Annotated in this window: 23 protein-coding genes and 1 pseudogene; 11 read left to right on the top strand and 13 right to left on the bottom strand. The window is 65.4% G+C overall.

Annotated elements, in window-relative coordinates; all coding sequences use genetic code 11:
* Nucleotide 1 precedes the first annotated feature (1 nt).
* From AWC12_RS07020 to AWC12_RS07005, 4 genes are all read right to left on the bottom strand, one after another.
* Entirely contained in the window at nucleotides 2-928 is a 927-nt protein-coding gene (locus AWC12_RS07020) for an NAD(P)/FAD-dependent oxidoreductase (RefSeq protein WP_085173213.1), read from the bottom strand.
* 44 nt (nucleotides 929-972) lie between these two features.
* The gene (locus AWC12_RS07015; protein ID WP_024444564.1) at nucleotides 973-1,746 is read right to left on the bottom strand and encodes an amino acid ABC transporter ATP-binding protein; all 774 of its coding nucleotides are present in this window, start codon (nucleotides 1,744-1,746) and stop codon (nucleotides 973-975) included.
* Nucleotides 1,743-3,221 (bottom strand): amino acid ABC transporter substrate-binding protein/permease, encoded by a 1,479-nt coding sequence (locus tag AWC12_RS07010; RefSeq protein WP_024444636.1) that lies wholly within the window; start codon nucleotides 3,219-3,221, stop codon nucleotides 1,743-1,745. The genes AWC12_RS07015 and AWC12_RS07010 overlap by 4 nt, the downstream gene beginning before the upstream one ends.
* 162 nt (nucleotides 3,222-3,383) lie before the next feature.
* On the bottom strand, nucleotides 3,384-4,091 hold the full coding sequence (locus AWC12_RS07005; protein ID WP_085173241.1) for a TetR/AcrR family transcriptional regulator: 708 nt from the start codon (nucleotides 4,089-4,091) through the stop codon (nucleotides 3,384-3,386).
* A 107-nt stretch (nucleotides 4,092-4,198) separates the two neighbouring features.
* Between AWC12_RS07005 and AWC12_RS07000 the strand changes: the two genes are divergently transcribed.
* Both AWC12_RS07000 and AWC12_RS06995 read left to right on the top strand, forming a co-directional pair.
* A complete protein-coding gene (locus tag AWC12_RS07000; protein ID WP_085173239.1) occupies nucleotides 4,199-5,050 on the top strand; it encodes a lysophospholipid acyltransferase family protein in 852 nt (283 codons plus the stop codon).
* 133 nt (nucleotides 5,051-5,183) lie between these two features.
* On the top strand, nucleotides 5,184-6,545 hold the full coding sequence (locus AWC12_RS06995; RefSeq protein ID WP_085173211.1) for a wax ester/triacylglycerol synthase domain-containing protein: 1,362 nt from the start codon (nucleotides 5,184-5,186) through the stop codon (nucleotides 6,543-6,545).
* Between the two features lie 9 nt (nucleotides 6,546-6,554).
* On the opposite strand, the gene AWC12_RS06990 is transcribed toward AWC12_RS06995, so the two are convergent.
* From AWC12_RS06990 to AWC12_RS06955, 8 genes are all read right to left on the bottom strand, one after another.
* The gene (locus AWC12_RS06990; protein WP_085173208.1) at nucleotides 6,555-7,631 is read right to left on the bottom strand and encodes an SDR family oxidoreductase; all 1,077 of its coding nucleotides are present in this window, start codon (nucleotides 7,629-7,631) and stop codon (nucleotides 6,555-6,557) included.
* 155 nt (nucleotides 7,632-7,786) lie between these two features.
* Nucleotides 7,787-8,242 carry a hydrogenase maturation protease gene (locus AWC12_RS06985; protein WP_085173206.1) on the bottom strand — a complete coding sequence of 152 codons (456 nt, stop codon included), beginning with the start codon at nucleotides 8,240-8,242 and terminating at the stop codon, nucleotides 7,787-7,789.
* On the bottom strand, nucleotides 8,239-9,531 hold the full coding sequence (locus tag AWC12_RS06980) for a Ni/Fe hydrogenase subunit alpha (RefSeq protein ID WP_085173204.1): 1,293 nt from the start codon (nucleotides 9,529-9,531) through the stop codon (nucleotides 8,239-8,241). The genes AWC12_RS06985 and AWC12_RS06980 overlap by 4 nt, the downstream gene beginning before the upstream one ends.
* On the bottom strand, nucleotides 9,528-10,301 hold the full coding sequence (locus AWC12_RS06975; protein WP_085173202.1) for an NADH-quinone oxidoreductase subunit B family protein: 774 nt from the start codon (nucleotides 10,299-10,301) through the stop codon (nucleotides 9,528-9,530). Before AWC12_RS06975 ends, AWC12_RS06980 begins: the two co-directional genes overlap by 4 nt.
* A gap of 2 nt (nucleotides 10,302-10,303) precedes the next feature.
* Nucleotides 10,304-11,155 (bottom strand): FAD/NAD(P)-binding protein, encoded by an 852-nt coding sequence (locus AWC12_RS06970; RefSeq protein ID WP_085173237.1) that lies wholly within the window; start codon nucleotides 11,153-11,155, stop codon nucleotides 10,304-10,306.
* Nucleotides 11,156-11,192: 37 nt separating this feature from the next.
* Nucleotides 11,193-12,245, bottom strand: coding sequence for a 4Fe-4S dicluster domain-containing protein (locus tag AWC12_RS06965; RefSeq protein WP_085173200.1), 1,053 nt, complete (start codon nucleotides 12,243-12,245; stop codon nucleotides 11,193-11,195).
* A gap of 118 nt (nucleotides 12,246-12,363) precedes the next feature.
* Entirely contained in the window at nucleotides 12,364-12,996 is a 633-nt protein-coding gene (locus AWC12_RS06960) for an SDR family NAD(P)-dependent oxidoreductase (RefSeq protein ID WP_024444555.1), read from the bottom strand.
* Nucleotides 12,997-13,152: 156 nt separating this feature from the next.
* Nucleotides 13,153-14,343, bottom strand: coding sequence for a PE-PPE domain-containing protein (locus AWC12_RS06955; protein ID WP_085173198.1), 1,191 nt, complete (start codon nucleotides 14,341-14,343; stop codon nucleotides 13,153-13,155).
* A gap of 318 nt (nucleotides 14,344-14,661) precedes the next feature.
* On the opposite strand from AWC12_RS06955, the gene AWC12_RS06950 reads away from it, so the two are divergent.
* The 5 genes and pseudogenes from AWC12_RS06950 to AWC12_RS06930 all read left to right on the top strand — a co-directional run bounded on the left by AWC12_RS06950 (nucleotide 14,662) and on the right by AWC12_RS06930 (nucleotide 20,027).
* Nucleotides 14,662-14,949, top strand: coding sequence for a hypothetical protein (locus AWC12_RS06950; RefSeq protein WP_024444553.1), 288 nt, complete (start codon nucleotides 14,662-14,664; stop codon nucleotides 14,947-14,949).
* Between the two features lie 149 nt (nucleotides 14,950-15,098).
* Nucleotides 15,099-16,750: pseudogene (locus AWC12_RS06945) on the top strand (acyl-CoA synthetase).
* 107 nt (nucleotides 16,751-16,857) lie between these two features.
* Nucleotides 16,858-17,730 carry a formate/nitrite transporter family protein gene (locus AWC12_RS06940; protein ID WP_085173197.1) on the top strand — a complete coding sequence of 291 codons (873 nt, stop codon included), beginning with the start codon at nucleotides 16,858-16,860 and terminating at the stop codon, nucleotides 17,728-17,730.
* Complete coding sequence (gene cynS / locus AWC12_RS06935) at nucleotides 17,727-18,176, top strand: cyanase (protein WP_085173195.1); 450 nt, start codon at nucleotides 17,727-17,729, stop codon at nucleotides 18,174-18,176. Before AWC12_RS06940 ends, cynS begins: the two co-directional genes overlap by 4 nt.
* A gap of 129 nt (nucleotides 18,177-18,305) precedes the next feature.
* A complete protein-coding gene (locus tag AWC12_RS06930) occupies nucleotides 18,306-20,027 on the top strand; it encodes a hypothetical protein (RefSeq protein WP_085173193.1) in 1,722 nt (573 codons plus the stop codon).
* Between the two features lie 394 nt (nucleotides 20,028-20,421).
* Here the strand turns inward: AWC12_RS06930 and AWC12_RS30820 are convergent, their stop codons facing one another.
* The gene (locus AWC12_RS30820; protein WP_133057315.1) at nucleotides 20,422-21,192 is read right to left on the bottom strand and encodes a hypothetical protein; all 771 of its coding nucleotides are present in this window, start codon (nucleotides 21,190-21,192) and stop codon (nucleotides 20,422-20,424) included.
* A gap of 75 nt (nucleotides 21,193-21,267) precedes the next feature.
* Here AWC12_RS30820 and AWC12_RS31010 point away from each other — a divergent pair, with 75 nt between their 5' ends.
* From AWC12_RS31010 to AWC12_RS06905, 4 genes are all read left to right on the top strand, one after another.
* Nucleotides 21,268-21,807 carry a hypothetical protein gene (locus AWC12_RS31010; protein ID WP_085173189.1) on the top strand — a complete coding sequence of 180 codons (540 nt, stop codon included), beginning with the start codon at nucleotides 21,268-21,270 and terminating at the stop codon, nucleotides 21,805-21,807.
* A 10-nt stretch (nucleotides 21,808-21,817) separates the two neighbouring features.
* Nucleotides 21,818-22,711 (top strand): HTTM domain-containing protein, encoded by an 894-nt coding sequence (locus AWC12_RS06915; protein ID WP_085173187.1) that lies wholly within the window; start codon nucleotides 21,818-21,820, stop codon nucleotides 22,709-22,711.
* Nucleotides 22,712-23,165: 454 nt separating this feature from the next.
* Nucleotides 23,166-23,900: a hypothetical protein gene (locus AWC12_RS06910; protein WP_234813862.1), complete on the top strand. Its 735-nt coding sequence runs from the start codon at nucleotides 23,166-23,168 to the stop codon at nucleotides 23,898-23,900.
* An 11-nt stretch (nucleotides 23,901-23,911) separates the two neighbouring features.
* A complete protein-coding gene (locus AWC12_RS06905) occupies nucleotides 23,912-24,280 on the top strand; it encodes a hypothetical protein (RefSeq protein ID WP_085173233.1) in 369 nt (122 codons plus the stop codon).
* The last annotated feature ends 213 nt before the right edge of the window (nucleotides 24,281-24,493 follow it).

The following is a 24,493-nucleotide window of genomic DNA, read 5'->3' as shown; positions in this document are numbered from 1 at the left end:
TTCAGGACAGCACGTCGGCGATCGCGCCGGCCAACCGCCGTCCTGACAGCCACGCCGACTCCACCCGCGGGGCACCCGACGGGCACCACGCGTCGCCGCACACGCCCACCGGGCGGTCGCCGGGGAGCAGGCCGTACGCGTCGTCGCCGTGGGTGCCGACCGGCTTGGCGAATGTCCATCGGTGAACGTGTGCGTACATCGGTTCGGCCGCCACGCCGAGGAGCCGGCGCGCCGCGTTCAACACCGGCGCCACGGCGTCGTCGGGTCGGTCGAGGTGGCGGCGTGCCCGGTCGGCGGTGGTGTGGACGACGAGCACGGGCGCCCCGTCACCGCGACGTGCTCCGTCGTCAGCGATGAAGGAGATGTCGGGATCATCGTTGACGAATGCTGCGTCACTGACATCCCAGCACCGCTCGGTCCACCCGGCGGCGACCGCGATCACGGGCTCGTAGTCCACCCATTCGAACGCGTCGGGAATCAGCCGGGCGGCCTGCGGATCGGGCATTGCCAGCACCACGGCGTCATGGTCGAGGACGTTCATTGAGCCGGTCTGCGAGTCGTAGCGGACCTCATCAGGTAGCAGATCCTTGACCAGAGAACGCAATCCGTGCGCGGCCGCGTAACGCACCGGCCCCGAGGTGACGTCGCGCCCGCTGGGCGACACGACGTCGAACGTGTCCGTCCACGGACGGGCAAGCCCGCGGCGCACCCAGTCGTCGACCAACGCGGCGAAGGACTCGTCCTTGGCGGTCAGATACGCCGCACCCAGATCGACGCGGCGTTCGTGCACCGTCGGCGACGACATCCGCCCGCCGCCTGTGCGGCCCCTTTCGAACATGTCGACCGCGATCCCGCGCTGGCTGAGCGCTTGCGCGCACGCAGCGCCGGACATGCCGGCCCCGATGACGGCGACGCGTCGAACTGCCATGCCCGCCACGGTAGACGAGCAGTGCCCGGCGATCGCCTACCGGCCTAGAGCACCTTGGAGAGGAACTCCTGCAACCGCGGATGCTTGGGGTTGTCGAACACCTCGGCCGGTGTGTCGTCCTCGACGATCTTGCCGTCGGCCATGAACAGCACCCGCGATGCGACCTCGCGGGCGAATCCCATCTCGTGGGTGACCACCACCATCGTCATTCCACCGGAGGCGAGTTCACGCAGCACCTCCAGCACGTCACCGACCATCTCCGGGTCCAGAGCGCTGGTGGCCTCGTCGAACAGCATGATCGACGGATTCATCGCCAGCGCTCGCGCGATGGCGACCCGCTGCTTCTGGCCGCCCGACAGCGTCGCCGGCTTGACGTCGGCTTTCTCGCCGAGCCCCACCTGCGCCAGCAGTTCGCGAGCCCGCTTCTCCGCCGCCGCCTTGTCCATCTTCTTGGTGAGAAGTGGTGCAAGCGTGACATTTTCGATGACCGTCATATGCGGGAAGAGGTTGAAGTGCTGGAACACCATGCCGATGTGTTGGCGCACCTCGTCGAGGTCGACCTTGGGGTCGGACAGGTCGAAGTCGTCGACGATCACGGTGCCACCCGTGATGTCTTCGAGCTTGTTCAGGCATCGCAGGAACGTCGACTTGCCCGACCCGGACGGCCCAATGACGCACACGACCTCACCGTGCTTGATCGTGGTGTCGATGCCGTCGAGGACGACCAGTTCACCGAACGACTTCTTCAGGCCTTCGATGCGAATCTTGACCTTGCCCTGCGGTTCGGCGGCTGCGGCTTCAGGGATCAGCTGGCTCATTTGACGATCCTTTTCTCAACCTGGTCGGACAGCTTCGTCAACGCCATGATGACGATGAAGTAGACAATGCCGATGATCAGCCACATCTCGAACGACTTGTAGTTGCCGGCGATGATGATCCGTCCGGTTTGCGTGAGTTCGGCGATACCGATGACCGACAGGATCGACGTGTCCTTCAGCGTGATGACGAACTGGTTGATGTAGGACGGGATCATCGTACGGATCGCCTGCGGGAGAATCACTTTGCGCATGGTGGGCAGGTAGCCGATACCGAGGCTGCGCGCCGCTTCCATCTGGCCCTTGTCGACCGACAGGATGCCCCCGCGGACGATCTCGGTCATGTAGGCGCCGGCATTGAGCGACAGCGTGATGATGCCGGCCGTCAGCGCCGACATCTGGAATCCGAGCGCTGCAGGGATGCCGAAGTAGATGAAGAATGCCTGCACCAGAAGTGGTGTGCCACGGAAGATGTCGACGAACGTGGTTCCGATGCCGCGCAGCCAAATGGATCGCGACACCCGCATGAGCCCGAAGATGGTGCCGAGCACCAGGGCGATCGCGATGGACACGACGGTGAGGATCACCGTCATCTTCAGGCCCTCGAGCAACAGCGGGAAGGTACTCTTGACCAGGCCGAAGAACGAGTCGTCGGCGGTCGTGGCCTCCTCACCGAGGTAGGCGTTGATGATCTCGTCGTAGCGGCCCGACTGCTTGAGGTTGTTGAGCCCGGTGTTGAACTTCTGCAACAGTTCCGGGTTCTGTCCCTTGTTGACCGCGAACCCGTAACCGGTCGGCTCTTCTTTGGGCGTAACCGTCTTGAAGCCGTTGCCCTGCGCGATGCCGTAGAGCAGCACTGGATAGTCTTCGAAAACTGCAACCGAGTTGCCGGTCTTCACCTCGTCGAACATGGTCGACGAGTCGGCGAACGAGACGACCTCGAAGCCGTATTTATCCTTGATCGAGTTCGCGAAATCCGCGCCCTGCGTACCGTTTTTGACCGAGACCCGCTTGCCGCGCAGATCTTCGTAGGATTTGATGTCCTCGTTGTCCTTCAGCACCGCCATCTGAATGCCGGACTCGAAATAGGGCTCGGAAAAGTCGAACACCTTTTTACGTTCGTCGGTGATGGACATCCCGGCGATGACGCCGTCGACCTGGTTGGCCTGCACGGCCTGCAGGGCCGCGTCGAAGCCCAGCGGTTTGATGTCGACGGTGAAGTTCTGGTCTTCGGCAATGGCGCGTATCAGGTCCATGTCGATGCCGACGAAGTCGCCCTGGGCGTCCTGGAACTCGAACGGGGCGAAGGTCGTGTCGGTGGCGATGACGTAGGTTTCGCCTTGAGCACGGGCATGCGGCGCGGCCAGCGACGCCGCTGCGAGCAGGCAAAACAGGATCGCCGTGACGGCCGCGGCGAGACCGCGGGCGGGATGGCGCCGTACTGCCGCGGCGTCAGGCCGCGACCAACCGATACCCATGACTGTGTCTCCCCTCTCGGCCCGGGCGGGCAGACACACGCTAGCCGGGACGCGTCGTGAGTGTGAACATTTGGGCGTATCGCGCACACCTTCGAGAAGGCTGTGAACTACCGGGAACCGGCAACCTCGGAAGGTCCGGTTCGACGGTCGGGACGCTGTGGCCTAGCCGATCAGGCGTAGAGCGGTGGCCCTGCCGTCGCGGAGGAATTCGATCACTTCTGTTGCTGCAGAGCCGATCTGGGTGCGGTCTGCGCGCTCGGGGCCCAGGAGTGCGTTGACTGCATCTGCCAGGACGCGCAAAGGATCCCCGCTCGGCCGGGGGCCCGCGTCGGATCTGACGACCGCCATCGCCACTCCTGTGATCAGCCCGTGCAGCGCGAACCCCTGATCGGCGAGGTCCCAGTCGTCGCGGGCCAGTGCGTGGCGGCGCCAGATGGGGAGCACCGTGCCGATGACGGCGCTGGGGCCGAGCGCATCATGCAGCGCCACCGAGCGTGGATGATCGGCGAGGACGCCCAGAAGGTCGTCGTCGTGGCGCTGCAACGCGGCCAGCAGCGGCTGACTCGTGGCGACCTCGAGCATCATCGGGCAGAAGCGGGACGGGCGCGCGAGTCCGGGATCGTGGGTGAGCCGTTCGATCAGGTCGTCGAGCAATCCCAGGAAACCTCGGCCCACCAGCCCGATGAGGAGGTCTTCCTTGGTGGGCCAGTACAGGTAGACGGTGCCTTTGCCGACCCGAGCGCGCTTGGCGACGTCGGCGACGGTGAACCCTCGCGCACCTCGTGTCAGAAGCAGTTCGCCGGCCGATGCCAGCAACCGTGCCGCTTTGGCGGACTGCTGCTCGGGCAGGTCCACGTCCGAGGTGCTCACGCGCCGATCATAGCCGTTGATCTGCAACTATGATCAAACTGACCAAATCGGTATTCTGGTCAGTGCCGCGTGTAGCATCGCAGGCACCCCGACCTGAGGAGACGATCATGATCGAGGCGCTCACCGATCGCGCACGCCGGGTGGAGGCGATACGGAAGGCGATCTTCGGGCTCGCCGACACCGTGAAGCCCGCCGTCGACCTCACCGGCATCTACGTCGACGGGCTCGACGGACTTCCGCGCGACGGACGCTTCCTTCTCGTCGGCAACCACACGATCTCCGGGTGGGCGGAGATCGTGGCGATTCCCTACTTTGTGTACCGCGAACTCGGAACCAGGGTGCGCGGCCTGGCCACTCGGCAGCTGGCCGACGCGGGCGGTGTCGTCAGAGACGTGCTGGAGGCAGCGGGAGCGGTGGTCGGGGACCCCGAGACCGGCGCTGACCTGATGCGACAGAACGAGACCGTCCTCGTGTTTCCGGGCGGCGGACGGGACATGCTCAAATTCAAAGGCGAGGAATATGCGCTGTTGTGGGAGGGCCGCAGCGGGTTCGCGCGGCTGGCCATCGCGCACGAATACCCCATCGTTCCCGTCGGTCTCGTCGGAGGGGATGACGTCTATCGCAGCTTCGTGGAACGCGACGGAACCTGGGAGCGGATGACCCGCAATCTCGGTCAGCGGCTTCACGGCGTCAGCGGCGTCGGTCTCCCGCTCGTCCGAGGGCTGGGCCCCACGCTCATACCGCGGCCGCAGCGGATGTATCTGCGGTTCGGATCTCCGATCGACACGCGACGACCCGCCGAGACCGACACTGCCCGATGGGAATCCACGATCAAAGAGCGCACGCAGAGCGCGTTGGAAACAATCCTCGGCGATCTGCAGGACCTGCGGGCGACAGACCCGTTCCGTCACCTCAATCCGCTTGCATGGAGCAAGGCGACGCGTCCGGCCGATGCGTGACGCGGAAAGCCACCAGATCGCCGGCGTAACGATGGGACGTCCGTCATCAATGTGAGGGCATAAAGTCCCGCGTGTTCGTCGACCTGATACGGCGGGCGTCGTCGCGTCCTACCGTGACCAACGGAGGCGCACAATGGACGTATTCATGCGCAGCAGTGACGCATTCACCTGGGCAATGGAAAGTGACCCGCGGCTGCGGTCGACTGTGGTCACGGTGTTGATGCTGGATCGAGCACCGGACTGGGACGAGGTCCGTAACCGCATTGCGCAACTCGTCGGCGAGCTGCCGATGTTGCGACAGACGGTCGTCCCGACGCCGCTGTCGGCTCCACCGCGCTGGCAGGATCACCCCGATTTCGATCTGGATTTCCACATGCGCCGGGTGGCCGTGCACGAAGGCGGTTCGTTCGAATCGGTCCTCGAGCTGGCCCGTCTGGCGCAGATGGAGGACTTCGACCGGGCGCGCCCGCTGTGGAAGATCACGTTGATCGAAGGCCTGCCCGATGGCAAGGCCGCCGTGTTGTGCGTCTTCCATCATGCACTGACCGACGGGGTGGGTGGGGTCCAGATCGCAATGACCCTTTTCGGTCTCACTCCTGAAGCGTCCGCACCGCAATCCGAGACGACGACCGTGTTGCGGCCGACGGTGTTGGACGATTATCGCGACGCCGCGCGCTACGGCGTTGGCGTGGTCGCCGCAGCGGGGACGGGTGCGTTGACCGGGATCCCCCGGCTGTTCTATGAGAGCGTCCGAAGCCCGACGCGAGCACTGGGTGCGATGGCCGAGATGGCGGGTTCGGTGTACCGCACCGTGCGCCCGGTGAACGCGACGGGATCGCCGCTGATGAAAGAGCGGACGCTGAAACGGCGCCTCGACGTCATGGAGATCCCCATGCCCGCGTTACGCTCCGCCGCACACCGCAGCGACGGCGCCCTGAACGACGCCTTCGTCGCCGGGCTCGCGGGTGGCCTGCGCATCTACCACGAGAAGCACGACGTCGGCGTCGATGCTCTGCACCTGTCGATGCCCATCAGCTTGCGCAAAGCGGGAGATTCGCCCGGCGGTAACCGGATTACGTTGATGCGGTTCGACATCCCAGTCGGAGTGTCCGATCCCGCGGAGCGCATTCGACAGATTCACGCTCGCACCGACAAGGTGCGCCATGAGAAGTCGTTGCCCCACACCCAGATCATCGCGGGAATGCTGAACAGGATGCCGCGCTGGTACATCGGATCCATCCTGCGTCACGTCGACTTCGTCGCCAGCGATGTGCCGGGCATCCCGGTGCCGGTGTCGCTGGGTGGCGCCCACGTCGAGATGCAATACGCCTTCGGGCCGACGATCGGTTCGGCGGTCAACGTCACGCTGTTGACCTATGTGGACACGTGTGCCCTCGGCATCGACATCGACACCGGGGCGGTCCCGGACGTACCGCTGTTCCTCGAATGTCTGCGCGCCGGGTTCGACGAGGTGCTGGCCCTCGCCGCGGACTGACCGGACTCGTCAGTACATCGCCGACATGTCGGTGGTCCGGTGATCACGCAGGAACGAAACGAGGCGGTCCACATAGTTGTCGAACAGCGGAGGTTCGATTCCGCTGCCGGCGAGGTCATTTCGCAGATTCTGGGTGAGGTAGTGGGTCGGGTGGCTGAAGTAGTCGACCGCCTCGGCCGGCATACCCATCAGTCGCCGGACGCCCGGCACGTGGCGGATCGATCCTTTCGCCACCGATCGCGGTAGGGGCACCGTGACCACCCTGCGTCCGGTGGCCCCGCCGATGACGTCGATCAACTCCTCCACAGTGAGCGGGTCGGGATCGGCGACGTGATATGTCCGGCCCGCGGATGCGGCAAGCCCGCTGAGGTGATCGACGGCATCGATGACGAAATCACGCGGGACGATGTTGACCCGTGTCGCGGTGGGATCACCGACGACCGGCAGAATCGCGTGGCGACCCTGCCGAAGCAGAAGCTGCATGACGTAGTACGGCCCGTCGAACTTCTGGGTTGCCCCCGTTTGGCTGTCACCGACGACGATGGACGGCCGATAGATGGTGGCGGGCATGCCGGCCGACATGTGCCGTCGCACTTCGGCTTCCGCGTAGTGCTTCGACTCCTCGTAGAAGTTGTTGAACGGCGCGCCGACCTCGAGTTGGTCTTCACTGAATGGGCCGGCGTAGCGGCCGCTGACATAGCAGGTGCTGAAATAATGCAGCCGCGCAAGGTTCGGGCAGTTCTCCAACGCTCGCAGAACATTGCGGGTGCCCGTCACATTCACCGCATCGGCGATGGAAAGACTGACAGCCAGGTCGTAGACCGCGGCAAGATGCCACGCCTCCGTCACGTCGGCAAGCGCGTCCGTGCCCAGACCCAGGCCTGCCTCGGTGATGTCCCCGGCGACGATCCGAACGCGCCGGCTCAGCTCCGCGTCGCGAGTCGCGAGTGCGGCAACGCGCTGTTTCGCCATGCCGACGTACTTCGGCTGCACGAGGCACACCGCGTCCTGGTCGGTGCGGCGCACGACGCGCGGCAGAAGCGCGGTGGCGAGAAAGCCGGGGTATCCGGTGATCAATACCGACATCGGGGTATTCCTCTCGTGTCTGCTCAGAGAACGCGGGGCGTTGCCCGCGGTATTGGTGACACCATGGTGTAGAACGACTTCCAGGCCCGATAGGGCCAAAAGGACTTGCCTTCGGCGTGGAATGAGCGCCGTGGCTTCTCAGCTCGCCGCTCAGTTCACCTCGCTGCAGACCGCTCGATCTCGGCCAGCACCGCGGACGTCACCGCGGGAACGGCGTCGGCCAGCGCCGGACTGAGGCCGATCCCGTGTCCGACGTCGGCCGCATCAACGGTGACTACCAAAAGTTTTCGTGGCAGGCGTCCAAGGGCCTCACCGAGGGCATAGGTCGCGGGAACGTCGAGTGTGTGCGAGCTGACGGCGGCATCGGCTCGCCAATCGCCGGGCGACCAGCGCCGTATCCGGCCGGGCTCGACTCCGTCGCCGACCGCGGCATCGACGATGACGCACAACGCCACGCCATCCCACGCGTCGAGCAGCTCGATGGGGTCGCCCGCCGCCGTCTGCACCTCCACTCCAAGCAGGCCCCTACGCGCGATCTCCGCGGCGACTGCGGGCCCGATACCGTCGTCTCGGCGAAAGTCGTTGCCGACGCCGATCACCAGAGCGCTCATTGGCGCCGGACGGTGAGCGTGAGGAAGTGCGCCGAACAGGAAATGCACGGATCGTGATTGCGGATCGACCTCTCGCACAACGCCGTCAGCGCAGCGTCGTCGAGCGCAAGGTTGGCGGCGACCAGCTGGCCCATCTCATGTTCGATGGCGGCCTGATTCTGCGATGTCGGCGGCACCATCGTGGCCGCCCGGATCAGTCCGTCGCCGTCGATTTCGTAGCGGTGGTAGAGCAGCCCGCGGGGTGCCTCACTGACGCCGTGGCCCGTGCCGGCGCGCGCCGGGACGTCGACGAACGGCCGTGGCGGCGCGTCGTAGGACTCGATGATGCGTAACGCCTCCTCCACCGCGTAGACCACTTCGACGGCGCGGACCACGATGCTGCGAAACGGATTACGGCAGACCGGCCCCAGCCCGGCGTCGTGCGCGGCCTGCGCGGCGACGGGGGACAGGAGCGCGGAGTTCAGCGAGTAGCGCGCCAACGGCCCGGTCAGATAGCGTCCCCCGTCGAGAGTCGCCTGCAACGCGGTCGAATGGGGCACCTGCGTTTCGACGACATGGTCGCCGAATTCCCTGACGTCGAAGGGATCTCCGGCGCTTCGCGTAATGTTCCCGTTCTCGATGGGGTAGCGGTCGGGTGTGGTCAGCGCCAGGAACTCGTGGTCGAACTCGGCGTCGGGAAACTCAAGGCGCGAGGCCTGGGCGACGGTGTAGAGCGCGTCGTCGAGCGCGCGGCGCAGCGTATCGGCGAGCGGACGCAGCTGCGCCCGGGTCGGGGCCGAGTAGAAGCCGCCCAGCCGCACGTTCACCGGGTGGATGGCGCGGCCCCCGATTCGCTCCATCAACTGGTTACCCGCCTTCTTCAACGCGAGACCGCGTTCGACGAGTTCGCGATGTCCCCTGGCCATCGTGATCACGTCGGGGTAGCCGAGGAAGTCGGGCATGTGCAGCAGGAAGATGTGCAGGGCGTGGCTGTGAATCCACTCCCCGCAGTAGAGCAGCCGGCGCAGCGCCACCAGCTCGGGATCAACCGTTATCCCGCAGGCATTCTCGATGGCGTTGCAGGCACTGACCTGATAGGCGACGGGGCAGATCCCGCATACCCTGGCGGTGATGTCGGGCGGTTCGGTGTGGGCACGCCCGCGCAGAAAGGCCTCGAAGAACCGCGGCGCCTCGTAGATGTTGAGCTCGACCGTATCGACCACCCCGTCGGTGAGCGTGACGTTCAGCGCGCCCTCACCCTCAACTCGGGTCAGCGCACCGACGGTCAACGTCCGGGTTTCGGCGTTCACCGGGTGCTCCGTTGGGTGTGATTGCGGGTGGCGTCGAACCGGGTGGCGTTGAACGTCGTGAACACCCGCTCGACGTCGGCGCCGGACATGCCGTCGCGGCGCAGCAACGGGATCAGCGCAGCCGTATTCGGGGTCGCGGTCGGCCCGAAGCAGCCGTAACAGCCGCGCGAGAACGACGGGCACAGCGCACCGCAGCCGGCGTGCGTCACCGGGCCCAAACACGGGGTGCCGTCGGCGACCACCACGCAGGTGATGCCGCGGTTCTTACATTCGGTGCACACCGTCTTGGCGGGCAGCCTGGGCTTGCGGCCGACCAGCAGCGCGGCCAGGGTTTCGAGCAGCTGTCCGCGGTCGATCGGACAACCTTGCAGCTGGTAGTCGACGGTGACATGCGCCGAAGCCGGGGTGGACGTCGCCAAGGTGTCGATGTACTCCGGATGCGCATAGACGACCGAGGTGAACTCGTCGATGTCGGCGAAGTTGCGCAAGGCCTGGATTCCGCCGCCGGTGGCGCAGGCCCCGATCGTCACCAAAATGCTTGATTGTGAACGGATCTCGGTGATCCGGCGCTCGTCGGCGGCAGTGGTGATCGACCCTTCCACGAGCGAGACGTCGTAGGGGCCCGCCACGACCGCGCTGGACGCTTCCAGGAAAGTGGCGATCTGCACCTGACCCGCGAGGGTCAGCAGTTCGTCTTCGCAATCGAGCAGCGTGAGCTGACATCCGTCGCAGGAGGCGAACTTCCAGACGGCCAGCGTAGGCACTTTCATCTCTACAGCTCCCGGATCCGCAGCAGTGGCTCGGCGGCGTCATAGCCGACGACGGGCCCGTCACGGCACAGCAGCAGGGGGCCCAGTTGGCAGTGCCCGCACCAGCCGATGCCGCACTGCATGTTGCGTTCTAGTGAGACGCGGATATCGCTTGGCGCCATACCTTTCCGGAGGAGTTCCGCGGCACCGTTGCGCATCATCACCTCCGGGCCGCACAGGAACGCGGTCGTCGAGTTCGGACGCAGGGGTAATCTGCGTAGCGGTTCAGTGATGAAACCGATCTCGCCCGACCAGCCCTGGACCGGGACGTCGACAGTGAGGTGCACGTCGATCGCGTGGCCATTTGACCAGTCGGCGAGCTCTTCGTCGAAGAGGAAGTCCTCCCGGGAGCGAGCCCCCGCGATCAGAGTCACGCGGCCGTATCGATCACGGTCGGCCAGCGCGGCCATCACGACCGGCCTCAAGGGCGCCAATCCCACCCCGCCCGCCACGATCACCAGGTCGCGACCCGCAGCCGACTCCACACCCCACGACGTGCCGAAAGGGCCGCGCAACCCGATCATGGTTCCCGGCTGCGCGTCATACAGCGCCCGGCTGACCGCACCGACGGCCCGCACCGTGTGGGTGATCGCGGGATCAGCGCCCGCGGGTGCCGGCACCCCGCTGACCGAGATGGCGACCTCGCCGATCCCGAACGCGTACATCATCATGAACTGCCCCGGCGCCGGTGCGGGCAACGCCGGCCCGACTGGCGTCAGCCGCAGCGTCGACGAGTCGCGCGTCTCACAGATGCGGCTCTCCACCAGGTAGGAAACCGGGGTCATCGCACCCGCCTGCAGCGCCGGTTCAGTCATCGACCGCATCCGGTCGTTCCGCGAGCGCGGCCATCTCCTAGGTGATGTCAATTCCGGTTGGGCACCACGCAATACACCGCCCACACCCCACACAGCCCGAGGTACTGAACTGGTCGTGCCACGTTCCCAGCTTGTGGGTCAGCCAATGCCGGTAACGCGACGGCGCGGACTGCCGGACGCTGCCCTCGTGAACGAACGTGAAGTCGATCTCGAAACAGGACGCCCACGTCATCCACCGCTCCGCGTGCGTCCCGGTGAGATCGGTGACGTCCTCGACGCTGGTGCAGAAGCACGTCGGGCAGACCATCGTGCAGTTCCCGCACGTCAAACAGCGCGACGCGACCTCGTCCCACTGCGGCGATTCCCGGGAGTCGGCCAGCAGGGTGCGCAGGTCACCTGTCGGCATCTGTCGGCCCATGCGGTGCGCGGCGTCGGCGACATCGCCTCGGGCGGAATTGATTTCGTCGTTACGAGGCTGCCGCCATGTCAACCGTCGCAGCACGTCGGCCCCCCGGTCGCTGCCTACATCGACAACATAGGAGCGACCGTCAGGTCCGGTGCGTTCGGTCAAGGCGAGGTCATAGCCAGGACCCACCTCCGGGCCTGTGCCCATCGAGGCGCAGAAGCACAACCCGCCTGGCTCGGTGCAGTTCACCGCGACGACGAAGACCCGTCCCAGGCGCCCGGTGAAGTTGGTGTCGGGGTACGCACCCGCGCCCAGCACGCCGTTGAGCTTCGCGATCGCGGCGAGATCACAGCCGCGCACCCCCAGAAAGGCATAGCGCGGTGGTTCGTCAGGTTCCTCGCCGTCAGAGCTCCATAGGCGTTGCCGGGCCGGGTGGAGGAACTGCTTCCATGACTGCGGCCCGGCGGAGTGGCCGAACGCCGCATCGTCATCGCGGCGCCGAAGCCGATATTGGCCAGGGGAGACGTCGACCCCCCATCCCGCGGGGAGATCGTCGGCACTGTCTAGCTCGGCCAACACGATGGCGCTACCGGATACGGTGGGGCCCACGACTCGGTAGCCCGAGTCCTGCAGCGCCGCCACCAGTTGTTGCAGTCCCGCGGCGTCGATGACCGCGGTATCCATGTCGGTAATCGTGCGCCCCGCGCAGACCGTCCGCACGGTGCCTTGGGTCCCTTTGTTGGGTGCCAAAGGTCCCTAACCGGTGTTGTCCGTCAGTGGGCCCTCGGCTGAAGGCGAAGGACTATGCCGTCATCAGGTAGTCGGCGCTGCCGACGCACACCACGCCCGACGGGTTCACCGCCGTCGCCGCGGCCACGACGGCCGTGGCGACCGCGGTGGTGTCCCCGTGCATATCGCCCGTGACAACGCTGAATCGCACACCGGCGCCGGCGAATTGGGGACGCATCGCATACAGTGCGGTCTCGCCCGCGCGCATCGTCGCCGCAACCGCGGCGTAGCCCTTCGGCACGGCCTTGTTCGGGTAGAAGTGCGCCTGATGGTTCGTCACGAAGGCGAAGTAGCCACCCGGAGACATCAGCGGCAACACCGATTCGGCGAACCGCTTCAGTGCAGCAGCGGGTCGCCCGGGCGCCTCTGACGCGGTGAGGATTGCCGCGTCGAGCCTGCCGAAGCGCGCGCCCACCGAAGCGAGCAGCGAGGCCGTCTCCGCGTGTTCGTAGGTGTCCGCAGCGAGTGGGGTCGCGAGTCCCCCGGCGGAACGGATCGCGTCCGCGACCTCAGTCGCGCGGTCGGCGTCCCCGCAGTTCACGACGACATGGGCTCCGCTCCTGGCGAACTGCCGCGCGATCTCGGCGCCGATGGCCCCGGAGGCGCCGTTGACGAGGACGACGGGTGTGGCGTTTGCAGGTCGCAACGTGGGCTCCTTTGCTCGACGTTCTCAAGAATGTACACCCATTCCTAAGAAAGATAAGGCAAAAATAAGGTAACAATAAGACCTCAGATATGGCTACCGAGCTGCTCGAAGCCCGAGCGTCGACGGACGGATGAGCCGCGCATCGTGGGATGGCCCTTATTCATCGGTAGCCGTATCTGCGGATACCGGACCTTGTGGCGACGGTGCATCGTCGGCCTCGCTGACTGGATCGTCTTCTGCCGCCCCCCGGTGGTCTGGCTCAGTCGGGTCGACGACCGCGGGTGCAGGGGCCTGTTGATCGTCGACCTCCTCGGACACAGTCGCGGCGACCTCGTCGGTGTCTTCGTCATCCGGCATCCCCTCGGCGATGTCGGACTGCGAACCGCCGTCGCTGTCGCGGTCGACCACTTCGACATCCCGACTCTGGGTGCTGGCGTGAATTTCCTGCGGGGCCATCGCATCCGGAGCGTGCTGCGCGGGCGACTCCTCCGGTTCCTGGTTTGCTAGGTCGGTGGAAGCGTCGTGGCTCACCGTGTCCCCTTGTGCGGCAAAAGATGTATCGGCGGTCGCCGTCCTGCGCCAGAAGCGCCCATACCCTGAATCGATGATGGGGCGCAGCACCTTGTCGAGCCATGCGATCGTTTCAGGTGACGCGCCGTCATCCACCAGCGGCTGAAGCAGCGGCAGCACAGGTGTCGGGATCAGGACGGTGGTCGTGACACCTCCCAAAGGTCTTGTCTCCGTAGTGATGTAGCGCTCGGGTACTTGGGTGATGTCGTAGAAGCACGCCTCGACATGAAGCTGATCTGCGCCCATCACCGCGTTGGCGACCGCGAGGATGTTGAGCCAGTTGTCCGGCCAGTCGGCGACCCCGTCGTACTCGGCCTTGACGACCAGGACGTCGTACGGCGTCTCCGGCAGTGCCCGGTACTTCACGCCGGTGAACGAATAACAGATAGGGCTCGGAGTTCCGAGCACGACCGCATCCAATTCGTCGGGAGCAGGAGGATTGGGGTCAGTCATCAGCTTGCGCAGAACGGCGATCACCACCGGCGCGCCTTCCGACACACCGCCGATCGTCATCGGAGCCGATGTGGCGTACACCGCCTCGTGCAGGTTCGCCGTTCCGACCTCAATCGACAACGCGAAGTCATCGGGCAGCCCCGGGTAGGGGATGTTGACCCTGATGTCGTCGGCAAAGTAACCGCCGAGCGCGGTCGCCATCTGCTCGTCAGTGAGCGTGGCGTATTTTCCAGATCCGCCGACGATCAGCGCGGTGGTGGCGCCCGAGGCCGTCGGGGAGAGCCACATCAGACCTAGAGCAAGTGAAACCCACAGCCGCTTCATCAGTTACCTCCAACCACTCAGCGGTAGACGCCGTGTTCAACAGCGGCTGAGTCGAGCTTGGCCCGCCTTCGAACTCATTCTTTAGGGCCGAAGGTCCCCGGATGGCCGTCTATTTGCACTCGCAAATCTTCATGATCGCGCGTTTATGGCAAACGCAAGTTTTGGCTGTGCAGGGTGCCGTCGATGCGGGATTCCAGCAATCGGTTCGAGGAGGGTCGAAAGCAGTCGCCCCAGGTGACCTTCGTCCATAGTGGACTGATTTCGCCCCGGTTAGCGTCTCAGCCAGGGCCAACAGCCAACAATGGAAAGGGAGCGAGCATGACAGATGTAGTCGAGAAGCAGCCCGAACCGTCGCCTGGCGGCGAGTTGCTGGACGAGGTTCGCGATTCGGCGAAGATGGGCCAACACGCCGCCGCCGAGGCGCTGCGCCAGTTCCGCCACACCGTCAACGAAGCCGTGCCGGACGCGATGCAACCGCTTCGCACGAAGCTTGTCGATGCCGCAATCGAGTTGGCGGACAAGCTTGTCGCAGCGCAGTACCAATTCAATCGCAATCTCATTCGCACAGCTGATCGTGCCCTGAGCAAGTCCGACCACGACGAGTAGCTGCAGTGGATCGCTGATCTCCGCAGGCCTCGGTGCTCCGCCGAGCACCGAGGCCTGCGGCGTCGGCGGGCATCTGACAACGCCTGATGTCGGATGTGCAGCGCCTTTGGTAGCTTGCCCCCAGACGACGCGGTCAGGAGGACTTTCAGATGAACGATGTGTTCGGCGCGGTACGCAAGAAGCTGCAGTTGGCATCCGAATCGGCGCGTGCACTCAAACGCCTTGTGGACACCGGCATCATCGACCTCACAGACCTGAAGTCGTCGGTGCAGATGTCAAAGCTGTCCCGCGTCTTCGGTCCGCAGGCGACCATGACGATCCGCGGTGGCCGCAAGTACGCCTCCTTGCCCGCGATCGTCGACGAACGCGGAACGCTGACCTACAAGGAGGTCGACGATCAGTCCTGGGCACTGGCGCACGGCCTGCGCCGGCTGGGCGTCACGGCGGGATCTGTCGTCGGCGTGCTCTGCCGGGATCACCGCGGTCTGGTGATCACGATGGCCGCGTGCGGCAAGCTCGGAGCCCGAATGGTGCTGATGAACACGGGCTTCGCCAAGCCGCAGTTCGCCGAGGTGTGCCACCGCGAGAACGTCGCCGTCGTCCTTCACGACAGCGAGTTCCTCGGGCTTCTCGACGCGCTGCCCGCCGACATGCCGCGAGTGCTGACGTGGGTTGACGACGGCACTGCGGTGCCCGACGGTGTGCCGACACTCGACGACATCGTCGCCTCGAACTCGTCGGAGCCGCTGCCTCCGCCGGCCAAACCCGGCGGCTCGGTGATCCTGACCAGTGGAACGACGGGCCTGCCCAAGGGGGCTCCCCGTGACAGCGTGTCACCGCTGGCAACCGCTCAGATCATCGATCGAATTCCGTTCCCGCATCAGGGAACGATGGTGATCGTGTCGCCGATCTTCCACAGCACCGGCTGGGCGACCTACACCGTCGGCGCCGCATTCGGGAACAAGGTCGTCACGGCTCGGCGCTTCAAGGCCGAGGCGACACTCGAGCTGATCGCCACGCACAAGGCCGACATGCTGGTGGCCGTCCCGACGATGCTGCACCGGATGGTCGAACTGGGCCCGAGATCATCGCCAAGTACGACACGTCGTCGCTGAAGGTGATCCTCATCGCCGGATCGGCGCTGAGCCCTGAACTGTCCAACCGGGTCCAGGACACCTTCGGTGATGTCCTCTACAACATGTACGGCTCCACCGAATGCGCCATCGCCAGCGTCGCGACGCCCCCCGAGTTGCGCGCAGCGCCCGGAACCGCGGGCCGGTCGCCTGTCACCTGCGAGGTGGTGCTCTACGACGACAACGATCAGCGCATCGAGGGCACCAATCGGCGCGGACGGATCTTCGTCCGCAACGGCGCGCCGTTCTCCGGCTACACCGACGGCCGCCACAAGCAGATCATCGACGGTTACATGTCCAGCGGTGACATGGGTCACTTCAACGACAATGGCTTGCTGTTCGTCGACGGCCGCGACGACGACATGATCGTTTCCGGCGGGGAGAACGTGTTCCCCCAGGAGGTCGAGAACCTGCTCGAATCCCGGCCCGATGTCGCCGAGGTGGCAGTGGTCGGTGTTGACGACGTGGAGTTCGGAAAACGGTTGCGCGCCTTCATTGTTGCCGAACCCGGCGCGGCCGAGGATGCGGCGGAGATCAAGCAGCACGTGAAGGACAACCTGGCCCGGCACAAGGTTCCTCGCGACGTGGTGTTCGTCGACGAGTTGCCGCGCAATGCGACGGGGAAGCTGCTGCGCCGCGTTCTCGTCGAGCTGGACGTCGACAGCTGAGCTGACCCGGAACCTCACAGACCTTCCGGTTACCTGTGAGGGGGTGGCAACACGACTGTCCACGTTGTGTTGCGAATCGGCAATACGCCCCGGGAACTCTACCGAACATGTCCTATGTGAATCCGAGCGAATTCGTCGGCAAGATGATCGACGCCGGCGAGTCGAAAGCTCTCATGTCGACCCGTGACACGTTGATCCGCGCCTTCATGGCGGGCGCCATTCTCGCTCTGGCCGCCGCGTTCGCAGTGACCATCACCGTGCAGACAGGCAATCCTCTGCTCGGGGCGGTGTTGTTCCCCGTCGGGTTCTGTCTACTGTATCTGCTCGGATTCGACCTTCTGACAGGCGTTTTCACGCTCGTGCCGCTCGCCTTGCTGGACAAGAGGCGCGGCGTCACGTTCCGCTCGATGATGCGCAACTGGGGCCTGGTCTTCGTCGGCAACTTCGCCGGCGCCATCCTCGTCGCGCTGATGATGGCCGTGGTGTTCACTTTCGGGTTCAGCGTCGACCCCAACGAAGTCGGCCAGCGGCTCGGGGAGATCGGCCACAGCCGCACAGTGGGGTACGCCGAGCACGGCGCCGCCGGCATGCTGACGCTGTTCATCCGCGGCGTGCTGTGTAACTGGATGGTGTCCACCGGCGTTGTGGCGGCGATGATGTCCACCAGTGTCTCGGGGAAGGTCATCGCGATGTGGATGCCCATCACGTTGTTCTTCTACATGGGTTTCGAGCATTCGATCGTCAACATGTTCCTGTTTCCGTCCGGTCTCATGCTCGGCGGTGACTTCTCGATCGCCGACTACCTCATCTGGAACGAGATCCCGACGGTCATCGGAAACCTGGTCGGCGGAGTGACATTCGTGGGTCTCACTTTGTTCGCCACGCATGCCCGCACCGGAGAAAAGAGACTCGTCGAGGTGCCTTCCAAAGACTCAGAAGACCGCTCGCTGCTCGCCGCAGGAAACGGAAGCCTCCGATGACCCCGATCATGACCAAAAGCCAAGCAGCAGAACTCATTACCGCCGCCCGCATCCGGAAGAAGCTCAGCTGGGCGGATATCGCCGAGAAACTCGATGCGCCCCTGGTGTGGTGTGTGGCCGCTCTGCTGGGCCAGCACCCGATGACGCAGGCCCAGGCCGAGGTCGTCTGCGAGCTTCTCGATCTCGAGGCGGCGGTCGCCGAAAGCCTGCAACTGCAGCCCAGCCGCGGCATCGAACCCGCCAAACTTTCCGATCCCACCATCTACCGATTTCACGAGGCGCTGGCGGTCTACGGGCCCGCGCTGAAGGAGCTCATTCACGAAGAGTTCGGCGACGGCATCATGAGCGCCATCAACTTCAGAGTCGACATCAAGCGACGCGCGGACCCGGACGGCGACCGCGTGGTCGTCACCTTCGACGGGAAGTTCCTCGACTATCGATGGTGACGCGCTCGTCGTGCGGACTTGAGACGCAAAAATGACCAGATCTGAAAAGTTGTCTATCCCTCCTCGCTCCTGTTCTACGGTGAGCGCGGCTGCTCCAACGCAGCCGTCAATTACGAGGTTGGGAGACGAATGGCGCAACTGTCAGCGTGGATGGGTGCAGGCGTGGTGGCCGCGGGAGTGTCTGCCGCACTGATCGCCGGAGCCGACGCCGCGAGTGCCGACACCGGCTCAGATACGGCAGGGGCGAGCGCGAGTGCCTCCGCAGACGGCGGCGAGGACGCCGCAGCGGAGGCCCGCAGCGCGGACTCGGCAGGTGAGTCCGACGCCGACGCCGCTGACGAGCCCGACGCAGACGCCAACGTCGATACCGACGAAGACGCCGCTGACGACGCCGACATGGACGTGGACGTCGATGAGGAAGCCGATGCCGTGGTTGACGACGGCGACGCACCCGAACCCGACGGACACACGAAGACGACCAAGCGTTCTGCTGAGGCCCGCTCGTCCGAGAAAGATGTCACCGAGCCGACCACCGCCGACGGCACCGTCAGCGAGCCTGTCGCTGTCGACGAGCCCGCCTCCGATGCGACCGAAACAGAGTCCGCCCAAAGTTCAGCTGACCAGCTGGGCGCCGTGGCACACAGCCCTTCGGTCGCTGCCGATACTGCTGCCGACACGTCTGCACCGCAACGTGTCTCGCAGACACTCGATGCTCCCGCCGCCCTTGCTGCGGCGCCGACGCGGACGCTGCAGGACGTATTCCAATCGCTGATGATGGAAATCATCGGGGCGGCCGTCCGATTCGTGTCCGGGCCGCCGGTCGTACCGCTGGGCAGCAAGGTCACCGTACGCAGCTCCAGGCTGGAGATCGAGGACGGCCGGTACGTCCGTGCGGATTGGTACTACCCGGAGGGCGACGAGGCGCCCGAACGCCTCATCTACCTGCAGCACGGCTACCTCGGCATCGGCCCGATGTACAGCTACACCGCAGCATGGCTGGCCGAACGGACCAACAGCATCGTCGTCGCTCCGACACTGTCGTCGAATCGCTATGTCAAAGACGGCTTCTGGCTCGGTGACGATCAGGTGTACCGCGCCACGGCCGCGCTTCTGCTCGGTGATCGCGATGCGCTGACCGCCAGTGCCGTCGCCGCGGGACTGGCCAGGAAGTACGGCGCCGACGCTGCGCTGCCAGACCGGTTCACCCTGGTCGGCCACTCGCTCGGAGCCGGCGTCGCCGCAGGTGCTGCCGGTTATTACGCCGAGGCGGTCATCGCCGGCGGCGCCACCAATCACCTCGCCGGCATCATCACCCTCGACGGCGCACCGCCCGGGACGGCGCTGCCCGACGCGCTGGACAAGCTCGAAGGCCTCGGCGCCTACATCCCTGTGCTGGAACTCGGTGCGCCGAGGGACGGCGAGACGCGCCGCGTCGACGAGGCCCTCAACGGGCACCGGCCAGGGCACTTCAACGGAGTGGTGCTCGACGGTGGCGAGCATCTGGACGCCATGCAGGGCGGAAGCTGGCTGATCCAGCTGGTTTCGTATCTGTACCAAGGGTTTCCGACTGAGCAGAACAAGTCGGCGGCGCAGACCCTCATCGCCGGGTGGATCAACGACATTTTCGCGGGCCGGATCGACTCGTCGACAGGTGCGTGCGAGGGTGTCGGCTGTGCCGGCATCTACGGCGAGCCCGGACAGGCCGTGTCTGTCGCGACCCCGGAGGGACCTGCCACCGGCGTCGTCATCGGTACGCCTGCCGCTCCTGCGGAGACGGAGTTCCGGCCGCCGTCGGTCAACTCACTGCTCTCGTTGCGTTCGACGGGCTTGCGCCTGGCGGTAGCGGGGTGAGGGGACCGGGTGCAGCCCCGTGCTGGCGCCGGACTCCTGACTGAAAATCGTCGACCCGGAAAGGCGCACTGGCTCACCATTCTTTCGCCGGCAAGTAACTCAGCAAGCGCCGAAGGCTCCCCGATCGCCTGTCATCGCACCGGCGGGTGCCGCTGACGGCTCCTGCGCAGTAGGCTGTCCTTCGAGAACGGGCGGAGTCCGCAACGAGATTAACGGTTGCCGGATTCGCCTATCGCGGGGGAGTTGCGAAGCAGGCCGGGGGCGGAGCATTGCGTCGGATATGGGAAACGACGGGCCGCGTGGGCAGCGCGGTGCTGATGGTAGCTGGGCTCATGTACTGCGTGAGCCTGGTCGACGCGGGTGGAAACGCACAGCCGCAGTTCGTGCTGACAAATCAGCCGGGCGACGGCGGATCGGGCGATTCAAGCTCGTCAGGTGATTCAAGCTCGTCGGGGGACTCGAGTTCATCGGGGAATACCAGCACGACCGGTGATGCGAGCACGACCGGTGACACCAGTACGGCCGGTGATGCGAGCACGACCGGTGATACGAGTACGACCGGCGATACGAGCACGACCGGTGATACGAGTACGACCGGTGACACCAGTACGACCGGCGATACGAGCACGACCGGTGATACGAGTACGACCGGCGATGCGAGCACGACCGGTGACACCACTACGACCGGCGATACGAGCACGAGCGGTGACACCAGTACGACCGGCGATACGAGCTCGACCGGTGACACCAGTACCACCGGCACGACCGGCGGCGGCAGTCCCGGACCCGCAGGGGCGGATGGATCGTCGGGCGGAACCCGCACGGCGCCCACGGCAGTGAATCCGATTGCCGAGAGGCCGATTACGGCATTGCCGGAGGTCACGGTCACTCCTGTACCGGCATCTCTGCCCGCGCCGGTAGACACGGCGTCGACATCGGTGTGGGCGGCGTTGTTGCCCTCGGCGGGCCCCTGGGCTGCACCGCCTCCTGCCCCGCGGCTGGTGCCTCCGACAGCGCTGGAAACGTTGGCCGGCGGGGTTCCAGTCGAGCGAGTCCAGGGCGAGGCTGTTGCGGGATTCACTGCGCCGGCGGTGAAACCTTTCGTGGCGCCGGAGATACGGACAGACGCATCCCCGACTCCCGTAGGACGCAGCGGCCATCTCATGCTTACGGCCGCCTTTCTCGGCGCGCTGCTCATGGGGTTCGCCGCCTTCCTCGGTTGGCGGCGCAGCCGATTCGGATGGGGTTGAGAGCAGCGCTGACGGCGCTCGGGGTGCGTTTTGAGCGGTGTGCGGTCGGCGAATGCCTGATCAGTGTCCTGGTCTGTGTCGTGGTGTTGATCGCGGCGGCCTGGAATCTGCCGGATTCCCATCTCAAGCGGAGCCTAGTCAAAGCGCTGTTCCCGGTCGCGGAATCGACTGGCCTGCAACAAAAATGGAGTATGTACGCGCCCGATCCGATCTCCGTGCTGGAAGAGCTCGAGGTTCGGGTCACGATGGATGACGGGAGCGATCGGATGTGGACCTCACGCCGCGACGATCCCGTGATCACGACGTTCACGTGGTACCGCTGGCAGAAGCTGAAAGAACAGCTCATCCGCGACAAGGATGCGGTGCCTGCGTTCGCGCAGTGGGTGGTCCGCGAACTGGCGGCGCCGGGCGAGCACCCCGTACACGTCGCGGTCCTCGTGCGCAGCCAACTCCTGCGCCCGCCCGGTGATGATCGACCCGTGGACGCCACGGTCCGCACGCTGTACCGCACCGACGTGCGCGCTCCGTGATGGCCCAGCGATGAAGCTCGGGGCTGACGGGGCCAGAAACAGATGGCGCACCTTCTGGTTTCGACCCGAACCGCTGTTCGTCCTCGGCATGGTCCGCTTCGGATTCGGCCTCATCGTGGTGGCCTGGGGGCTGTCGCTGTTCCCTGATCTCGACACCTTCTTCACCTCGGGCGGAGTGCTTGCTCGACCGAGAAGCGATCCGTTCGAGTGGGGGGTTCTCCAGCACGGTGTGGACGGTCGCGCGGTCCTCGCGTGGATTGTGTTGCTTCTGGCCGCGATCGCACTGACCGTCGGCTGGCACAGTCGCGTCGCCGCTGTGCTCGTCTTCGTCCTCGTCCTCTCGTTTCAGTACCGAAACCCGTTGGTTTTCAATGCCGGAGACGTCCTCCTGCGTGTAGAAGCTTTCGTGATCGCCCTCGCTCCGTCCGGTGCCGCGCTATCGCTCGACGAACGACGCCGAACCGGCTCGTTCTGGTCGGCGCAGACCCGTGCACCATGGCCGTTGCGTCTGTTGCAGATTCAACTCACGGTGGTCTACCTTGCGACCTTCGTCGCCCGCATGACGGGGGAGAAGTGGACCGCCGGCACCGCCGTGTCCTACGCCCTGCGCCTCGAAGACATGGTGATCATGGCCCTGCCGCGAGCGATCTTGGAAAGTCCGGCCCTGATGAACGCTGGTACCTGGGTGGTTCTGGTGGGGGAAGTCCTGTTAGGAATCTGCATCTGGAAACGACGATTTCGGCCAACCGTGGTCGCCCTCGGAGTGGCGCTGCACCTCACGATCATGGTCACCATCGCGGTCGGCTTCTTCTCACCCGCGATGATGCTGCTGTACCTGGCATTTCTGCCCTCCGACGTTGCGGAGCGTTGGATGCGCCGACGGGCAGTCCCCTCCACGGTCTGAGCCGGACGCCTAGGACGCCGACTCGAGGGCGAGTTGACCGCATCGTGGTGACCTCGAGGTGCGCACCAACATCTGATGTGAGTGCCGCGAATCTCCACGCGATCTCCATGCTCGCTCCACGTGCGTCGGTACGTGATCGGCGACGCTGATCGGCATGAACAAAGTCACGTGCACATTGCCATCAAGCGTCCACTCAGCGCAGAGCGCACAGGGTTGCCTCTCGGACGATCTTCCGATGATCAGCGTCGCGGAGGTCATGTTCGGCACCGCCGCCGCGCGTCAACGCGGCAGGTGGAAGTGGCTCCGTCGAGTCCGGCCAGAGCGAAGGCGCAGCGCTCGTCGTCGGCCGGACTACTTCGAGCACGCTGCGATGGCCCGGGAGATGTATCGGTTGTGAGCTCACTCCGCGGCGCGCCAGGACACCGGATGCTCAAATCTCGGCGATGATACGCATGTGGTTTCTGATGCCAATGTGATGAACCCGGACAAGGATCCCCTCGCCGTCGGTGACGCATCGGCGGCGTCACCGCCGCAGGCCACACCCGCCGCTACACCCACGCGGTCGTGGTCGATGCCGACCATCAGCCGCAACCAGGTCGACGAGTTGGGTCGGGGCGTGGCACGGGCCGTGGCCGGCCTGGGTGCGGCGCTGGCCGAGACGGCGCGCTATGGCGCACGCGTCGCCGCCGCGATGTGGCGCGCGATCGGCGCAGTGCCCGTCGCGCTGCGGGTGCTCGTCGTCCTCGCGCTTCTTGTGCTGCTGGGAGTCGTGGGTTCGATCGCGCTATCGGGAACTGCCGGCCTGATGTGCGCCATCGTGGTTGTCCCCGTGTCCTCCGTCGCCGTCGGCGCACTCGGTCACCGCTGGTTCACCAGGAATGGCGCCGAACGCCCAGCCGTACAGCCGAACTCGGCTGAACCGTCTGAACTCCAGCGCTCGATCGCCTACGTCGACACCAAGCTGACCCTGGCCCTCAACTCGTTCGGCACGGAGCGCCATCAGCAGGCCGTGATCGCACTGTTCCAGGCGAAGACGGCCACCGAGCTCGCGCTCGGCACCGAACACGGCGCAGCCGAGCACATCGACGAACCGGTGTCGGTTGACGACTACGGTCTGCGGCCGCGCATTCAACCCGGGCAGATCTCGAAATCGCTGACACCGGAAAGCGCCTCGCGGGCGGCTTCGTGACGAAGCAAACGATGTCCGGACAGGTCGCCATGATCGAAGACGACTACACGCTCGTCATCAATCGCGGCGCCGAATCAGGAGTCACGCCGGGCATGGTCTTCGCCGTCTACTCCCGAACCGGTCCGGTGATCACCGATCCCGAATCAGGGAGGGAGTTGGGCAGACTCAGACGGGAGAAGCTGCGGGTGCGGGTATTCGACGTGCACCCGCTGTTCGCCCGGGCGCATACCTTCGTCGACACCGGCGACTTCTACGGTCTGTTACGCCTGCCCTTCACCGCGCCGCAGCACGACGACATCGTCACCGTCGATGTCGGAGATGTCGTCGACCTCGTCACCGCCGAACGCGCCGCCTCTCGGACGAGCCGATCCAACGCGTGATCCCGGGTGGCATCTCAGGTCACCGCCGCCGCTGGTGTCCGCGCGACCACTCGATTGCCCAAGGCAAGATTGCCGGACGCGGCGGTCTGCTGGTTGCGCGGAAATACGTGGTGGTGGCGCTAGATTCCTGACAGCGCGGGTTCTCATCGCGCTCGTATCGGCCATGGGCATCTACATCACTGCCTGGTACAAGTTCTACAAGCAGTAACGACT

It is taken from the genome of Mycolicibacterium iranicum (genome assembly GCF_002101705.1).
GTDB lineage: Bacteria > Actinomycetota > Actinomycetes > Mycobacteriales > Mycobacteriaceae > Mycobacterium > Mycobacterium iranicum.
This window is presented reverse-complemented; position numbering and strand designations above follow the sequence as displayed.

Excerpts from the sequence above, each read along its gene's own strand:
- AWC12_RS06950 (WP_024444553.1), top strand. The coding sequence starts at position 14,662 with ATGACAGATGTAGTCGAGAAGCAGCCCGAACCGTCGCCTGGCGGCGAG.
- AWC12_RS06905 (WP_085173233.1), top strand. The coding sequence starts at position 23,912 with ATGTCCGGACAGGTCGCCATGATCGAAGACGACTACACGCTCGTCATC.
- AWC12_RS06915 (WP_085173187.1), top strand. The coding sequence starts at position 21,818 with ATGAAGCTCGGGGCTGACGGGGCCAGAAACAGATGGCGCACCTTCTGG.
- AWC12_RS06940 (WP_085173197.1), top strand. The coding sequence starts at position 16,858 with ATGTCCTATGTGAATCCGAGCGAATTCGTCGGCAAGATGATCGACGCC.
- cynS (WP_085173195.1), top strand. The coding sequence starts at position 17,727 with ATGACCCCGATCATGACCAAAAGCCAAGCAGCAGAACTCATTACCGCC.
- AWC12_RS06990 (WP_085173208.1), bottom strand. The coding sequence starts at position 7,631 with ATGTCGGTATTGATCACCGGATACCCCGGCTTTCTCGCCACCGCGCTT.
- AWC12_RS06955 (WP_085173198.1), bottom strand. The coding sequence starts at position 14,343 with ATGAAGCGGCTGTGGGTTTCACTTGCTCTAGGTCTGATGTGGCTCTCC.
- AWC12_RS07000 (WP_085173239.1), top strand. The coding sequence starts at position 4,199 with ATGATCGAGGCGCTCACCGATCGCGCACGCCGGGTGGAGGCGATACGG.
- AWC12_RS06930 (WP_085173193.1), top strand. The coding sequence starts at position 18,306 with ATGGCGCAACTGTCAGCGTGGATGGGTGCAGGCGTGGTGGCCGCGGGA.
- AWC12_RS30820 (WP_133057315.1), bottom strand. The coding sequence starts at position 21,192 with ATGAGATGGCCGCTGCGTCCTACGGGAGTCGGGGATGCGTCTGTCCGT.
- AWC12_RS06975 (WP_085173202.1), bottom strand. The coding sequence starts at position 10,301 with ATGAAAGTGCCTACGCTGGCCGTCTGGAAGTTCGCCTCCTGCGACGGA.
- AWC12_RS06985 (WP_085173206.1), bottom strand. The coding sequence starts at position 8,242 with ATGAGCGCTCTGGTGATCGGCGTCGGCAACGACTTTCGCCGAGACGAC.
- AWC12_RS07010 (WP_024444636.1), bottom strand. The coding sequence starts at position 3,221 with ATGGGTATCGGTTGGTCGCGGCCTGACGCCGCGGCAGTACGGCGCCAT.
- AWC12_RS07020 (WP_085173213.1), bottom strand. The coding sequence starts at position 928 with ATGGCAGTTCGACGCGTCGCCGTCATCGGGGCCGGCATGTCCGGCGCT.
- AWC12_RS06995 (WP_085173211.1), top strand. The coding sequence starts at position 5,184 with ATGGACGTATTCATGCGCAGCAGTGACGCATTCACCTGGGCAATGGAA.
- AWC12_RS06970 (WP_085173237.1), bottom strand. The coding sequence starts at position 11,155 with ATGACTGAACCGGCGCTGCAGGCGGGTGCGATGACCCCGGTTTCCTAC.
- AWC12_RS07015 (WP_024444564.1), bottom strand. The coding sequence starts at position 1,746 with ATGAGCCAGCTGATCCCTGAAGCCGCAGCCGCCGAACCGCAGGGCAAG.
- AWC12_RS31010 (WP_085173189.1), top strand. The coding sequence starts at position 21,268 with ATGGGGTTGAGAGCAGCGCTGACGGCGCTCGGGGTGCGTTTTGAGCGG.
- AWC12_RS06965 (WP_085173200.1), bottom strand. The coding sequence starts at position 12,245 with ATGGATACCGCGGTCATCGACGCCGCGGGACTGCAACAACTGGTGGCG.